General features: G+C 38.7%; 12 protein-coding genes and 1 tRNA gene. 12 read left to right on the top strand and 1 reads right to left on the bottom strand.

Annotation, left to right across the window (positions count from 1 at the left end; translation table 11 throughout):
• Positions 1-14: 14 nt before the first annotated feature.
• The 10 genes from J3U23_RS05385 to J3U23_RS05340 all read left to right on the top strand — a co-directional run bounded on the left by J3U23_RS05385 (position 15) and on the right by J3U23_RS05340 (position 9,707).
• The gene (locus tag J3U23_RS05385; protein ID WP_267338708.1) at positions 15-2,429 is read left to right on the top strand and encodes a hypothetical protein; all 2,415 of its coding nucleotides are present in this window, start codon (positions 15-17) and stop codon (positions 2,427-2,429) included.
• A complete protein-coding gene (locus J3U23_RS05380) occupies positions 2,429-2,746 on the top strand; it encodes a hypothetical protein (RefSeq protein WP_267338707.1) in 318 nt (105 codons plus the stop codon). Before J3U23_RS05385 ends, J3U23_RS05380 begins: the two co-directional genes overlap by 1 nt.
• Positions 2,739-4,382 (top strand): phage terminase large subunit, encoded by a 1,644-nt coding sequence (gene terL / locus J3U23_RS05375; protein WP_267338706.1) that lies wholly within the window; start codon positions 2,739-2,741, stop codon positions 4,380-4,382. The genes J3U23_RS05380 and terL overlap by 8 nt, the downstream gene beginning before the upstream one ends.
• Before the next feature lie 37 nt (positions 4,383-4,419).
• On the top strand, positions 4,420-4,728 hold the full coding sequence (locus J3U23_RS05370) for a phage holin family protein (protein WP_267338705.1): 309 nt from the start codon (positions 4,420-4,422) through the stop codon (positions 4,726-4,728).
• A complete protein-coding gene (locus J3U23_RS05365; RefSeq protein ID WP_267338704.1) occupies positions 4,728-5,108 on the top strand; it encodes a DUF5675 family protein in 381 nt (126 codons plus the stop codon). Before J3U23_RS05370 ends, J3U23_RS05365 begins: the two co-directional genes overlap by 1 nt.
• Positions 5,101-5,595, top strand: a complete 495-nt coding sequence (locus tag J3U23_RS05360; protein WP_267338703.1) for a lysis system i-spanin subunit Rz — start codon at positions 5,101-5,103, stop codon at positions 5,593-5,595. Before J3U23_RS05365 ends, J3U23_RS05360 begins: the two co-directional genes overlap by 8 nt.
• Positions 5,582-6,328: a hypothetical protein gene (locus J3U23_RS05355; protein ID WP_267338702.1), complete on the top strand. Its 747-nt coding sequence runs from the start codon at positions 5,582-5,584 to the stop codon at positions 6,326-6,328. Before J3U23_RS05360 ends, J3U23_RS05355 begins: the two co-directional genes overlap by 14 nt.
• A gap of 854 nt (positions 6,329-7,182) precedes the next feature.
• Positions 7,183-7,602 carry a hypothetical protein gene (locus J3U23_RS05350; protein ID WP_267338701.1) on the top strand — a complete coding sequence of 140 codons (420 nt, stop codon included), beginning with the start codon at positions 7,183-7,185 and terminating at the stop codon, positions 7,600-7,602.
• A gap of 373 nt (positions 7,603-7,975) precedes the next feature.
• Positions 7,976-8,578: a hypothetical protein gene (locus J3U23_RS05345; protein WP_065734022.1), complete on the top strand. Its 603-nt coding sequence runs from the start codon at positions 7,976-7,978 to the stop codon at positions 8,576-8,578.
• Between the two features lie 301 nt (positions 8,579-8,879).
• Positions 8,880-9,707, top strand: a complete 828-nt coding sequence (locus tag J3U23_RS05340; RefSeq protein ID WP_267337618.1) for a hypothetical protein — start codon at positions 8,880-8,882, stop codon at positions 9,705-9,707.
• 276 nt (positions 9,708-9,983) lie between these two features.
• Here the strand turns inward: J3U23_RS05340 and J3U23_RS05335 are convergent.
• Positions 9,984-10,060, bottom strand: a tRNA-Val gene (locus J3U23_RS05335).
• A 300-nt stretch (positions 10,061-10,360) separates the two neighbouring features.
• On the opposite strand from J3U23_RS05335, the gene recQ reads away from it, so the two are divergent.
• Together recQ and dnaX are read left to right on the top strand one after the other, a co-directional pair.
• Entirely contained in the window at positions 10,361-12,190 is a 1,830-nt protein-coding gene (gene recQ, locus J3U23_RS05330; RefSeq protein ID WP_267338700.1) for a DNA helicase RecQ, read from the top strand.
• 248 nt (positions 12,191-12,438) lie between these two features.
• A complete protein-coding gene (dnaX, locus tag J3U23_RS05325; RefSeq protein WP_267338698.1) occupies positions 12,439-14,505 on the top strand; it encodes a DNA polymerase III subunit gamma/tau in 2,067 nt (688 codons plus the stop codon).
• Positions 14,506-14,515 lie beyond the last annotated feature (10 nt).

Below are 14,515 nucleotides of genomic sequence, written 5' to 3'. Positions count from 1 at the left end.
TAACCAGGACGGAAGTGCAGGACATTTTTAATAACATTCTTCGCAATCAAGAAAGTCTAGCAAGGCAAGATCCTAACTGGGCATCATATTCTGCGGAGGAAAGGTTACGTAGGGCTGCTGAGTACGGCATCAATAATGTTATACGTCAAAGAGAATTAAATCGACGCCGTATTGCGCTTACAATACTTGCTCGTGATAGGGTCGACAACCAGATTGCAGATATGATGGCGCGTGGTGTGGCTAAAAATGAAGTTGAAGCACTAAATCGATTGCTAGCTTATAACCCAGATAACAAAACGGGTTTTCAAGCTATGGATACCCGAGCAACAGCAACCCGTAATATCTTTCTAGGCCCGTTGCTGGATCAAATGGATAACGCCGGGCTGTTAAGTCTTTTCGAACGAGAAAATCAGATACAAGATTTAGTTCGCGAAATGTATGGAGAAAATACGGGTAACGCAGGGGCTAGAGCCGCCGCAGAGTTGTGGGCCCGTTCAGCCGAACAATTACGCACGGCGTTTAATAATGCGGGGGGCGATATTGGTAGGCTAGAAAACTGGAATCTACCGCAAGAGCATTCCCAATATAAAACCGCAATGGCGGGATGCGAAAGGTGGTTAGATGATATATTGCCAGCTATCGACCGCCAGCAATATGTTCACCCGGATGGATCGTTAATGAACGATGCCGAAGTTAGGGAGCTTTTCACTCACATTTACGACACTATATCAACAGGTGGGGCTAATAAACTGCAAGGGTCGGGGCATCGTATATCTAGTATGACCGCTAACCGCCACGCTGAATCGCGCCAGATTTTCTTTAGAGATGCAGACAGTTTTTTAAATTATCATGCACAGTATGGTGAGCGGGGCATTTTCGATATTATGGTTGGGCACATCTCGGGGCTTAGTCGAGATATCGCTACAATTGAAACATTCGGACCTAATCCAACATTGATGTTTAGATCAGTGTTAGATGACGCTATCCACAAATCAACTATGACCGATAGGGTAGGGAAAACAAGTATAGAAAATTTAGCACGTAAAACTAGTGATCTTTACGATTTCGTATCAGGAAATTATAAACCGTTGGTACGCTCTCGCGTTGCATCGGTATTTGATAGTTTACGTAATTTGCTTACCGGTTCAAGATTAGGGAGTGCCGCGGTCACATCTATAACCGATCAAGGGACGCTTTTACTTATGGCAAAAACTAATGGCATGGCGTTAGGCCCTGCATACAAAGCTATGGTAGCGTCGCTTAAGCCACTCAACAGGAACGATAGGCACTATGCGCTACGCAACGGTCTTGCTCTTGAAAGTGCACTTTCAAGTTTAAATAGGTGGGGTGTAGATAACATGGGGACTAACTGGACAAGTAAAGCAGCATCAACGGTGTTGCGGTTATCGGGGCTTATGAAAATATCAGATGCTGCCAAAGAAGGCTATGCAGCTTCGATGATGTCGTCCCTCGGACACGTAGTTACACATAATGATAGCCTTAACTCGCTAACAAATAACAATAACTTTGATGCTGAACTTATTAGACGCCACGGGGTTACCGATACAGACTATGCGGTTTGGAGAATGGCAGAATTAGACCGATGGGCTGGTGTTGATAATATTTTATCGCCTGAAAGCATTTTAGCTATACCAGATAATTTACTTTCGAATTTTGATAACCCTGAAACCGTAAGGTTTGAGGCGGCTAGAAAGCTGATCGGAATGCTGTCTGAAGAGGCCGACATGGCAGTCATAACGCCGGGTACTCGGGACCGTTTACGTATCGGGGCTGGGTTGCAACGTGGTACGGCCAGCGGAGAAATAGCACGCTCTATCGCACAGTTTAAGGCTTTTCCCTTTGCGCTAGTAGCTAGAATGTGGGCCAGAGGAACCGCATTACCTTCACGGTTACAAAAAGCTTATTTCGGCGGGTCGTTACTACTTGCTACTACATTATTTGGCGCCGCCGCATTACAAATTAATAACATTGCGTCCGGCAGAAAACCACAAGATATGGATGATACTGGATTTTGGATAGAGGCTATGCTTAAAGGTGGTGCACTCGGTGTTTATGGGGATTTTATCTTTTCAGATAAAAATAGCTATGGTGCAACCATGGGTGAAATGGCTATAGGCCCGTTGGGTTCAAGTTTAACCCAGTTTGCCGATTTAACCTTGGGGAATGCACGACGTGCTATGGCGGGGGACGATACGCACGTTGGGGCTGATGCTGTCCGATTTGTGAAAGGGTTAACCCCAGGCGCAAATCTTTGGTACACAAAAGCTGTTACAGATCACTTGTTGTTTAATCAGTTACAAGAAGCCGTCAGTCCAGGATATTTAGAAAAATATACTCAACGCCAACAAAATACTTATGGCCGTGAATTTTGGTGGAAACCTAATGATGTATTACCGAGGGGACAATAATGGACCAACTAAATAAACTGAAAACATTATCTGATCGAATGGTAGCTGTTGTTATCACCGAGGCGGACCCAGACACATGGGCAGGAGCTAATAAAAAACTTGATGAAATGTCTGTGGAAGAAAGAGGGGATCGCTATTGGTGTAAAAAAAATGCTAACCAAATAATTACAACCGCAGTTAAGTTGGAAACGTTAATCGCTCTTTATGAGCGTAAAGGTGCAACGCCAAAAGAAGGAACGGCAGAGGATTTAAATAGCAAGGTTATCCAGTTCGAAAACGCGGCCAAAAAACGATTAGAGAAGTTAGCACATGGCTAAGATTTCCACAACAGCTTTTTTAATGATGTGGAATGATTATTTAGGTAGAGATACCCCCGATTGTCATATTCGCATTGCCGATTGGTTGGATAAACCCGCCCCGGTTAAAGTGTTGTTATGCCATCGTGGAATTGGTAAATCTTCGACATTAGCGCCTTATAACGCCTGTAGATTTTATAATGATTCAACTTATCAGATTTTACACCAGTCTGAATCCGACCCTTCCGCGCGTAAAATTAGCCGAGCAACTCAAAGTATTTTGCGTAGGCACCCCTTAACAAAAGATTTACTCCCTCCTGGGAAAATGGATGTTGAACGTTGGAATGTTAACGACATAAATTCGTTAGCCGATCCGCTACATAGTAGCATGTTGGCCAAAGGTATTATGTCTAACGTTACTGGCTCACGTGCTGATGAAGTTCAAAATGACGATGTCGAAGTACCGCGTAATATCACATCCCAAGAACTTCGAGAAAAACTTAGGGAGCGATTAGATGAGCAAACCCACATTTTAAAGCCCGGGGGGAAAAAATTATATGTTGGAACACCGCACACCTACGATTCTATATATACTGAATTGATAGCGAAAGGTGCCGATGTACTTGTAATTAAACTGTTTAGTAAAGAAAAGCGCTTTAATAAAGTTGAAGCGGGGAAACCTTATTATGTTGGTTTCGCCCCGCAAGTAGTTTTTATTGGTATTCATAAAGCTACGGAACTTTTAGAAGAAGGGGTACACTATCATATTCAAGATAACCACATAGTTTTTGCGTCCGCATATAACGGTATTCTTGATTGCTACGCGGATGTCTCGTGGCCCGAAAGATTTACTCCTCAAGATATTTTAACTCGTCGGAGAGAAACCCGCACTATTAATGCATGGGATAGCCAATACCAGCTACACGCTAAACCAATCACCGAAAGCAGATTGGACCCCGAACGTATCCGAGTATACGACGTTGAGCCGACAATAATCGATGCTAACGGGGAAGTCACTATGATGCTCGGTAATACGCGCATTGTTGGTGCGTCTGCGGTATGGGACCCGTCCGCGGGTAAAATTAAATCGGATGCTAGTGCGTTTACTTTATTGCTTACCGATAATAAAGGTCATCTGTATTGGCATGTGTGCACTGGGCTTACTGGAGAGATAGCCGTTTTTGGCGAGAACAGTAGTATCGTTGGCGGGCAAGTAATTCAGTTATGTGATTTCATCGAAAAATATAACATACCGTCCATCATTATTGAGACCAACGGCATCGGCGGTTTTGCTCCGACACTGTTACGCCAAGCGTTAAAGAGTCGGGGGCTTCGATGTGGTGTTATTGAAAAGCACGAAATTCGTAATAAGCAAATTCGTATATTAGAAGCCATAGAAGCACCTTTAGAATCCCGTTTTCTGTGGGCGCACATTAGCATTGCGGATGAGGATAAAAGTCCTGTGTTTGAGCAAATGCGCAATTTTAATCCCGAGGTATCAGAACAGCCCGATGATTATATCGATTCACTGGCGGGAGCTATACATAATACCCCTATCAGAATAGCTAAATCGGTGCAAAAACGCACCTATAATTCAAATACTATGGGGGTATGGAGACCTGGGATTGGTCAAACAAAAGCAAAAATAAAATATTAAACGCCTCAAAAGGGGGCGCGTATTTAAGGTTCCGTACATGCCGATTAAAGACCCTGACAACATTAAATGGGCAGTGATTTTTAACCTGTTCGTCTTCGCGATACTAGGTTCGTTAGCTAGCTATTGTTATCGCATCTTAAATGGTGACAAATTCCGAATAGGTACTCTAGTCGCTCAAATATTTATCTCAACATTTGCTGGTGCATTGGTTGTGCTGGCTGCTAGTTATTTCAATTGGGAATTCGAGCTGGCGGGAGGTGTAGCTGGGCTGGCTGGGTGGTCGGGGGCTACATTAATAAAAGCCCTCGAAGAACGGCTAATAAGAAAAGCTAAAGGAGACGATTAATGAAATTAACTAGAATAAAAACTAATTTAAATGGGACATTTGGTACTCTCCAATTACCATCAGGCAAAGTCCTATCAACGTTAGAATTGTTATGGAAAAATAACCAACGTCAAATTTCATGTATCCCTGCGGCAATATATCAATGCGATATTGTTAATTCGCCAAAATTTGGTCGTGTTTATCAAGTTAAAGATGTGCCGAATCGCTCTCATATCTTAATTCATGCGGGTAACTGGACTAAGGATACGTCAGGTTGCATTTTAGTGGGGATGAGTAATAACGATACCCAACTATTTGAAAGTAGAAAGGCGTTAGCGTTATTAATGGATGAGCTTAAGGGGCAATCGTTTAAACTGGAAATTATAGAAAACTATGACTAATTTAAAACTTATTTATAAACTATTGCCAATACCGTTAGCCATTATCGCCGCGTTTGCTATATATGTTTCATACAACTGTTGGCAAGATGAAAAACTCGCAGTAGCAAGAGAAAATCAAATCAAAATAGAATTTGAACAATATAAGCAGAGCAATAATGCCGTTAAACAACTGGAATTAAATATCATTGGGGCAATAAAAAATGGTCAAGCTAAAACAGATGCTTTACGTAATGATATCGATAATGGTCTTGTCGAGTTGCGCGTCAAAGTCGAATCAGTCGAGCGAGATAGTGCCACCGCCAGCGGTATTGCTAACAAAGCCTTACGACTTGCAAGAACTTCTCAACAAGATTATTACAATCTCACCAACGCAATTAAGTACAACAAAGTAATAATTGAAGGTTGGCAAAAATACTATTGTAAAGAGATTGCGCCCAAGAACAATACTGAATTTATGTGCAATGGGGTAGAAAATGTCAGTCGGTAATCAACAAATACAATATGAATATATGGCCGATGGTAATACCGTTGTTTTTTCGTTTTTATGCAAAGTTGTTTATGAATCGGATTTATTAGTTTTAGTTAACGGTGTGCGGATTACTAACTATACTGTGACAGGATTGGATACAAACCAAGGTGGTAATGTTATTTTTGATGTCGCGCCGCCGGCAAACAGCCGTGTAGTAATCCTGCGTAACATACCTTTAATGCGGATAACGGACTATCAAACCAATGGTGATTTTCTTGCAAAAACTGTCAACAGCGATTTTGATAGAATTTGGATGGCTCTGCAGGGGGTAGACGGTTCAAACAACCGGGCATTAAAGTACCCTCTGGGGGGAAGGCATTATGATGCAGAATTACGAAAAATTGAGAATTTAGCAACTCCTCAACTGCCACATGACGCGGTGAATAAAGAAACATTAGACGGTATATACCGATCATTGTATCAAATGATAAACCACCTCGATCATTTACAAGGCCCCCCAGGCATACAAGGCCCCGCGGGTATACAAGGGCCTCAAGGGGAACGCGGACCTCAGGGCGAAAAAGGAGAACAGGGGGATAGGGGCGAAAGCGGCGTTGTGGTACCTCTTGAAAATGGTTTTTTTGCGTTATCAATTTCTGATAATGGTAATTTGTTGGTGCATTATGCGGAAGGCGCAACACCTCCAGACCTTTCAATTTCAAACAATGGCGATTTAATTTACAGATTTTAGGGATATATTATGACACAAACTATCAATTTAGGACGAGTCGTCGGTAGCAAAGGCGACCGCGGACCACAAGGTGAAAAAGGGGAAACCGGACCACAAGGACCACAAGGGGCACGGGGTCCACAAGGCGTGCCTGGTCAGAAAGGGGAAACCGGGCCACAAGGGCCACAAGGACCACAAGGGGCACAGGGGCCACAAGGCGTACCAGGGCCTGCATTAACTGTTAGTGCTTCTCTCTATAGCGATTCAAAAACTACGGCGGCCGCATCGTGGACAGTCAAAAACCTCAACGAAAGGTTAACTCCTATTACCGATCATATGTACCCAGTAAACCACGCAACCGAAGGACGGACCGATCTAACATCGGGAAATGGACAAGTGTGTTTGACAGTACGAGACGACGGGCTTTTTGGGATATGGCTGGCTTCTGAACAGCGGTGGGCGTTCCTTTTTAACAGATATGGAGAAATGATAGATGGTAATTTTAATGCTTTGGGTTTCCGTCAAAATTGGTATTCGATGCTAGGTCAAAGAATGCTTAACGTTAATCACCAAAACGCCACTAGTAAGCCTATATTTGTCACAATTAAAGTAGGACCAGTTCTAAGCGGAATCGGGGCAGGGGGCGTAGCGACTGGAGGCGGAGGCGGAGGCGGAAAGTTGCCCGCTGGGAGTGGGAAGAACAAGGTAACTGGACCTCTTCAAGTAAACGTAAAAGTCAATGGGGTAGTCGTGTTGTCGCTCACTTCCTCCGAAATGCACCGGTCTTTAAGTTTTATAGTTCCCTCTTCTCAATACTATATATTAGAGGGCCAAGGCACCATACACCAATGGTCTGAATTAAGGTAAGGATTTTTATGAAATATTATAAAGATAGTAATGATCAAATTTATGCGTTTGATGCGGATGTGCCGCAAGATGAGTTTACCCCCACAGGTTTGGTTAGTATTACAGAAAAAGAAGCTATGGAGCTGGCGAAAAAAAAGCAAGATGAGTTATCTAAGGGCTTTGTGCCGGATTCTATTAGTCGGTTCCAGATGCTAGCATTACTTAAAACAGCTCGGTATGCCGATTCAACAATGTTTCAATATGTTGATGACTATGTAAAAAATTTAGATGAGGAAACACCGGAAAACATAATCTTGAAAACTGCGTGGGATACCGCGAGTGATTTTAGGCGGGATTCTATGCCCGTTAAAACAGCTCAGAGATTGTTAGGTTTAACAGACGAACAGGGTGATGACCTCTTTAAAAAAGCTTCTGAAATACAGGTATAATAAACGCGGTATATTTAACGGTATAAAAACATATGATATTAAATAATTTATTAAATATCATATGTTTGATTTGATTTAATTATTCCTGCTGGGGTCAAATTCCCTTATATTCATTATGACGCCTTTTTACTTTAATCCTGCCTATTAATCTTGTAATTTATTCAATTAAAAAAGTTGAGGAGCGGGGTTTTTTGAACATCTTCTGCATCTCTTTTCTTAATCTTTCTCTTGTACGATAAAAGATTGTTGATATATAGATAATATTTATCTAAAAACAAAAAGCTTAAACCTTTGCTGTTAAAGTATTGTAATGAATGAAAATATATGTATAAATATAAAATGTATTTTATATGAATTATTTAGGAAATAATTAATGGCTAAATTAATAAGAATTTTTATTTTAACGCTGATGGTTATTAGCGTGAACTCCTGTTCAAGTAGAGGCGATTTATGTTTGTTTGGCTATACTGACAGTGAATTTCCAGATTATGATAAAGAATATTGGCGATCAGTTGTAAAGAATAAATCAAAAGCTTCAAAAAGTGATCTTGAAAAATGTAATCAAGAAACAGAAAATACAAGAGTAATTATGGTTAATATCTTTACCGAGTTGTGTTCAAGTGGGCATATATCTCAGGAAAATTTACCTAATGCAATTGCGATTCAGCACAATTATCTTGAAGACCATTTTAGATCAAGACCTAAAAATTTGATAGGAACAACGGACCAAATTTTTCTCCGGCTTTTAGGCGAAAATATCGAAAATAAACCGCTTAATGCAGATTTACTTCATAAAGCATGTGCTCGTTATATACCCCAAAATAACATACGTTATCATTATCAAGGAATCGGTCCCGATTCTCAGTTTTTCTATTATTTTAATAAGTATCATTTTCAACAATGTATGCGCAGAAATAACTTTGAGTTAATTACTCCTACAAAAACAGAGAGATGGTGTAAGGGAGTTATGTGGTAAATTTGCTATGCTATTATTTCGCTTTAGTTAATTTGGCCTGTTGTTTTAATTGGACTTAACTGCATTAATGACAACTTTAGACTTTGCGATATAAAAGTCTGGGACTTGCTTACTCAATCAATTCTATATCGACAGCATGAAGCTTGATGCATTTAACTTTATTCCCCGTAAATACTTTATTGAGAGATATCGATTGCAATAAATTGAAAATTAACAAAAGTACTCAAAAATTAAATTTTTTGGGTATTTCTCCTCATTATTTTTGTTTATATTTGGATTAATTATTCTAAGGGAAATAGATATGAAAAAAATACTGTTAATTCTTTTAATGATTCCGTTTTTTGTTTTTGCTAATGATAAACAGAGTTTATCAAATCAAGAAATTAAACAAAAGATTATTGGAAAGTGGAATATGTATCAAATTGGTCAACGAGCACAAATTGTTACATTTTATGATGATGGAAAAGTTAGTTATAAAACTTATATTTGTAATGATAATTCCCAAAAAGCATTATATGATGGCGAATTTTTTAAGCAATATAAAGTAGAGGATGGAGTTATATACTTAGGCGAATTATTAGTTGAGGATGGATATATCGAAAAACTAAAAGTAGAAAATATAGAAAACTCCAGACTAAAACTTGTCTATGACATGCCAGATTACTTTTACAATAAATTAGAAATCAATTTCTTAAACACCACCGGTAAGAATACCCAGCCTTTTTGTGAATTTAACACAGTAAACCCTTTTAGTCATAAAGTTGATAGAAAAAAACTTCAAGATTATTTGAATATATTGCAGGATAAAATTATAGAAGGCTTTAAAAAACAGACTCCTAAAGATTTAGATGTATACACAGTATTGCAAGATGTTTATAAGAATAATAATGAATTGTTCTTTAAATTAACCATAAAAAATTTTTCAATAAAAGACGCTAATGATGAAACATTAAAAGCCTTTTTAAGCGTATTTGCAGTAGATAAATACTGTGATATTGATAAGTCTGACAATAAAATACTGCAACGTCTAAAAAATATATTCCCAAATGGGGCATCTTATGTATATTCTTTTGATAATGGAGAGCCTTTAGTCATTCATGTGGATAATAGTAGTTGCCAAAAACAATGAAATAAATTAGGAAGCATATTTAATTAAAATAAAAATGGGCCTGAACTAAAGTTGGGCTATTCATTGTTTTACTAAAAATCAAGGCGCCTAAAGTCGTTTTGTATTTTATTCATAATAAATTAATCTTCTAAAGTGTGAAGCTATGATGTGAAATTATGAAAAAGTGGATCGCAAAAATTTGATAAAAATGGTATGAGTTTTACCCCGGTTTTACCCCAGCAAAAAAATGATGTGAAACAGAACCTTTATGAAGCCTTTTAGTATAAGGCTTTAGGATGGTACGCCCGGGTGGACTCGAACCACTGACCCCCACCATGTCAAGGTGATGCTCTAACCAACTGAGCTACGGGCGTATATTTAGAAAACACGCAAATATTAGCGGGCAAATAGTTTTGTTTCAAGTAAAATAATTAAAAATAGCTGTTTTTTTAATCTTTTGAACTAGATTGGTGATAAAATAGGCAAAACCAAGATTGAAAATTCAGATATTTGTCACATTTTTGTACTTTTTATTTTCACTAATTCATTTAACAGTTCGATATGGATTCTGTTTTTTATATTGTTTATAGGTAAATGCATGTTCTCGGTGGTTTGTTAGTGCTAAATTAGCTATACTCCACAGCGTCGTTAAGTTATTACTGGTTCAGGTTGTTATGTCGTTTAAAGATCAGATTGAAGATGTTCTACATAATATTTTTGGTTATAAGTCGTTTAGGAATCAACAAAAAGATATTATTGAATCAGTGATTGACGGGCGTGATGTTTTGGCCGTTATCCCTACCGGTGGCGGTAAGTCGCTTTGTTATCAAATTCCAGCGGTCGTATTACCAGGCACAGCTATAGTCATTTCGCCACTTATTTCATTAATGAAAGATCAGGTCGATCAATTGTTGGTGAATGGTATTCCTGCTGCATTTTTAAATGCAACTCAATCAGGTATCGAACAACAAGATGTTATCAACCAGTATTTAAACCATTCAATTAAATTGTTGTATATTTCCCCCGAGCGCTTGACAGTATCATCTTTTGGCGCGTTACTGGATCAGCATCCTCCTTCTTTAATTGCGATCGATGAGGCGCATTGTATTTCACAATGGGGGCATGACTTTAGACCTGATTATCGCCAATTAAACCAGTTATCAAAACGTTTTCCTGATGTACCAATTATCGCGCTTACAGCCACTGCCGATGAGATGACACAGAGGGATATTCTTAATCAGCTCAATTTAGTTGATCCGTTGTTTGTGGTTCGTAGTTTTGATAGGCCGAATATTCGCTATACCGTGGTAGAAAAGTTTAATCTTACTGAACAAGTTGTGTCGTTTATTGAAACGCAAAAAGGGAATAGCGGGATTATTTATTGTTCTAGCCGTTCTAAAGTTGAGGACATGACAACAAGGCTTGTGGCAAGAGGGTTTTCGGCTATCGCTTATCATGCTGGATTGTCTACAAGCGAACGGCAAAGCGCTCAGGAGAGTTTTTTAAAGGATAATACACAAATTATTGTGGCAACAGTTGCTTTTGGAATGGGGATTAATAAGCCAAATGTTCGGTTTGTTGTTCATGCAGATTGTCCGCGTTCAATTGAGGCTTATTATCAAGAAACAGGTCGTGCTGGGCGCGATGGTGTTCCTGCAGAAGCGATGCTATTGTTTAAAAGTAATGATTTAAGTTGGTATAAGCAGCAAATCATTGAAAAGTATGATAACGATCAGAAGCAAGTGGAGCTTCATAAGATTCAGGCGATGGAGTCATTTGCGCAATGTATGACGTGTCGCCGTATTGTGTTGTTAAATTATTTTGGTGAACATAGAACTGAGCCTTGCAATAACTGTGATATTTGCCTTTATCCACCTAAGCAATATGATGCGTTGATTGATGCGCAAAAAGTTTTGTCTTGTGTTTATCGGGTTGAGCAGCGCTATGGTGCCCAATACATAGTGGATATTTTACGTGGTTCGGGGCGTTCACAAATTAAAGATAATCGACATGATAAGCTTTCAGTTTATGGAATTGGTAAAGAGCATAACGCTGATTATTGGCTTAGTGTAATAAGACAGTTAATTTTTTTAGGTTATTTGCGGCAAAATATTTCCAATTTTAATACTTTGCAATTGACTGAAAACGCACGGGCAATATTGAAAGGTGAGGTGCAGTTAAAGTTAGCAAAACCACGATTAGAAATTGTTAAGAAGAGTCGTTTAAATCGTTATGCTCGATCAATTAATTTAACGACTATTCTATCTTATGAAGAGCGAATTTTATTTAATAATCTTAGACGATTACGTAAAGAGATTGCCGATATGGAAGATATCGCTCCTTATATTGTATTTAGTGATGCAACCTTACTTGAAATGGTGCAAACGATGCCTGAAAGTAAGACACAACTTATTAATGTGTCAGGTGTTGGTAAAATTAAATTGGAGAAATACGGCAATCTGTTTTTGGATGAGATTAATGACTTTGTAATTAAAAATATATAACGCTGTGAGTTAAAATTTAAATCAATTTATTCATTGAAAAAAAGTTGAGGAACGGGGTTTTTGAGCAAAAAAATCCTGTAATATGACGCTAATTATTATATGTTTTACTTAAAATTGCGTTTTTATAATCTAATTTGTTTATAAATTAATTAAGGTCTATTATTAATTCGAAAAGTGGCATCTTAAAGACTAATTTGGCTCTTTATGATATGATTAGCAAAATTTAATCGTAATAAGTAATGGTGATTATGAGTTATCAAGTTTTAGCACGTAAGTGGCGACCAAAGTCGTTTTCTGAGGTAGTAGGGCAACAACATGTGTTGAAAATTTTATCTAATGCCCTCTCTCTTGGGCGGGTGCATCATGCTTATCTGTTTTCTGGTACACGAGGTGTAGGAAAAACGTCGATTGCTCGTTTGTTAGCTAAAGGCTTGAATTGTGAAAGTGGTATCACTGCAACACCTTGTGGTGTTTGTGATAATTGTCGTGAAATTGAGCAAGGTCGTTTTGTTGATTTGTTAGAAATTGATGCTGCATCACGAACTAAAGTCGAAGATACGCGTGAAATTCTAGATAATATCCAATATTTGCCAACTAAAGGGCGTTTTAAAGTTTACTTGATCGATGAAGTGCATATGTTGTCTCGCAACAGTTTTAATGCATTATTAAAAACTTTGGAAGAACCACCTGAACATGTTAAATTTTTGTTAGCGACAACCGATCCTCAAAAATTACCTATTACTATTTTGTCTCGCTGTTTGCATTTGCATTTAAATGTGCTTGATACATCTTTAATTGGTGATCAGTTAAATCACATTTTACAATTAGAGCATATTGAAAGTGAGCCAAAAGCTATTCATTTATTAGCCAAAGCAGCCAATGGAAGTATGCGAGATGCGTTAAGTTTAACCGATCAGGCTATTGCGCTAGGTAATGGTAAAGTCGATGCCGTATCAGTTGCATCAATGCTTGGAACATTAGATAAGGCTATTCCTTTTGCGTTAGTTAATGCACTTTACCAAGGCGATGGTAATGCGTTAATGCAACAAATTGAATTGGCGGCAATGCAAGGAGCGGATTGGGATAATTTATTAGCTGAAAGCATTTCTTTGTTACATCAAATTGCTTTATTACAAGTAGTACCTACAGCCTTAGGTGATTATGCCGATAGTGAGGAGCAATTGCGCTTTTTAGCTCAATACATTTCGCCAAATGATGTGCAATTGTTTTATCAAATTTTATTGATGGGTCGAAAAGAACTCGCACTTGTACCTGACAAGAAAATGGGCGTGGAGATGAGCTTTTTACGTGCGTTAGCCTTTATGCCAAAAGATGTTGATTCGATTTCTCAACCGGTTTCAACCACTAATCCTTCAGCTGTAGGACATCCACCTGTCCCAAAGTCTAATCCGCCAAAAGTTGAATCTGCAACATCAGCTTCTGTGCCACCGATTCCAGTAAAGAAGGATGCAGCTAAGTCATCAGTTCAATCAACGGCACAGTCACAATCATCATTAGCTGATAATAATGTTTCTCCTGTGCATCAAGCTAATAATTCGATGCCAGCCCATTCTATATCGCTTCCAGATGATGCTTCGTCTATCACTAAAAATATTTTAGAGATGCGAATGCAGTTAATGGAGGAACAAAGTTCAAAAAAGTCTGAACCGGTTGGTGCCAATCAACCATCAAGCGATTTAGTTAACTCGAGCCGTGTTAAACAGGCTACTAAGACAGAAGTTAATAGTGCCGTGGTGGATGAGGTTGTAGAGGACGACGAAGAGGAAATTACAGCAGAAAATTATCAATGGCAATCGACTGGACTGTTTGAGTCTAAGAATGAGCCGGTGATTGATGCGAAGTCAGTTAGGGAGTCACTTAAGGTTGATAAAACTCCAGAGATGACAAAAAAATTGATTGAAGAGATGGTCGAAAAAGATGCTTGGAGTGCGGAAATTGAAAAATTGGAGATTGCACCGCTAATTAAACAGATTGCGGTTAATTCGTATCCTGAAATAGTCGATGATAATAGTGTAATTTTGCATACGCGTTCGGCTGTTGAGCATTTAACTAAGTCGTCGGCAAATTGTATTAAGCTACGAACTGCGATGTCAGCTTATCGTCAAAAAACACTTAATTTAGAGGTTGTGATTGATGATAGTAAGGATATAAAAACGCCATTAGAATTACGTGAAGATTTATATCAGCAGAAGCTTGAACAAGCTAAACAAACAATACATCAAGATCCTAAAGTTGAGACGATTTGTCAATATTTTGATGCCAAGATTGATGAATCGAGTATTCGTCCTGTATAATTACAGACTA

This window comes from Gilliamella sp. B3367, assembly GCF_026536825.1.
Lineage (GTDB): Bacteria > Pseudomonadota > Gammaproteobacteria > Enterobacterales > Orbaceae > Gilliamella > Gilliamella apicola_E.
Note: the sequence above shows the minus strand (reverse complement) of the source record. Positions and strands in the feature narration are given on the sequence as shown.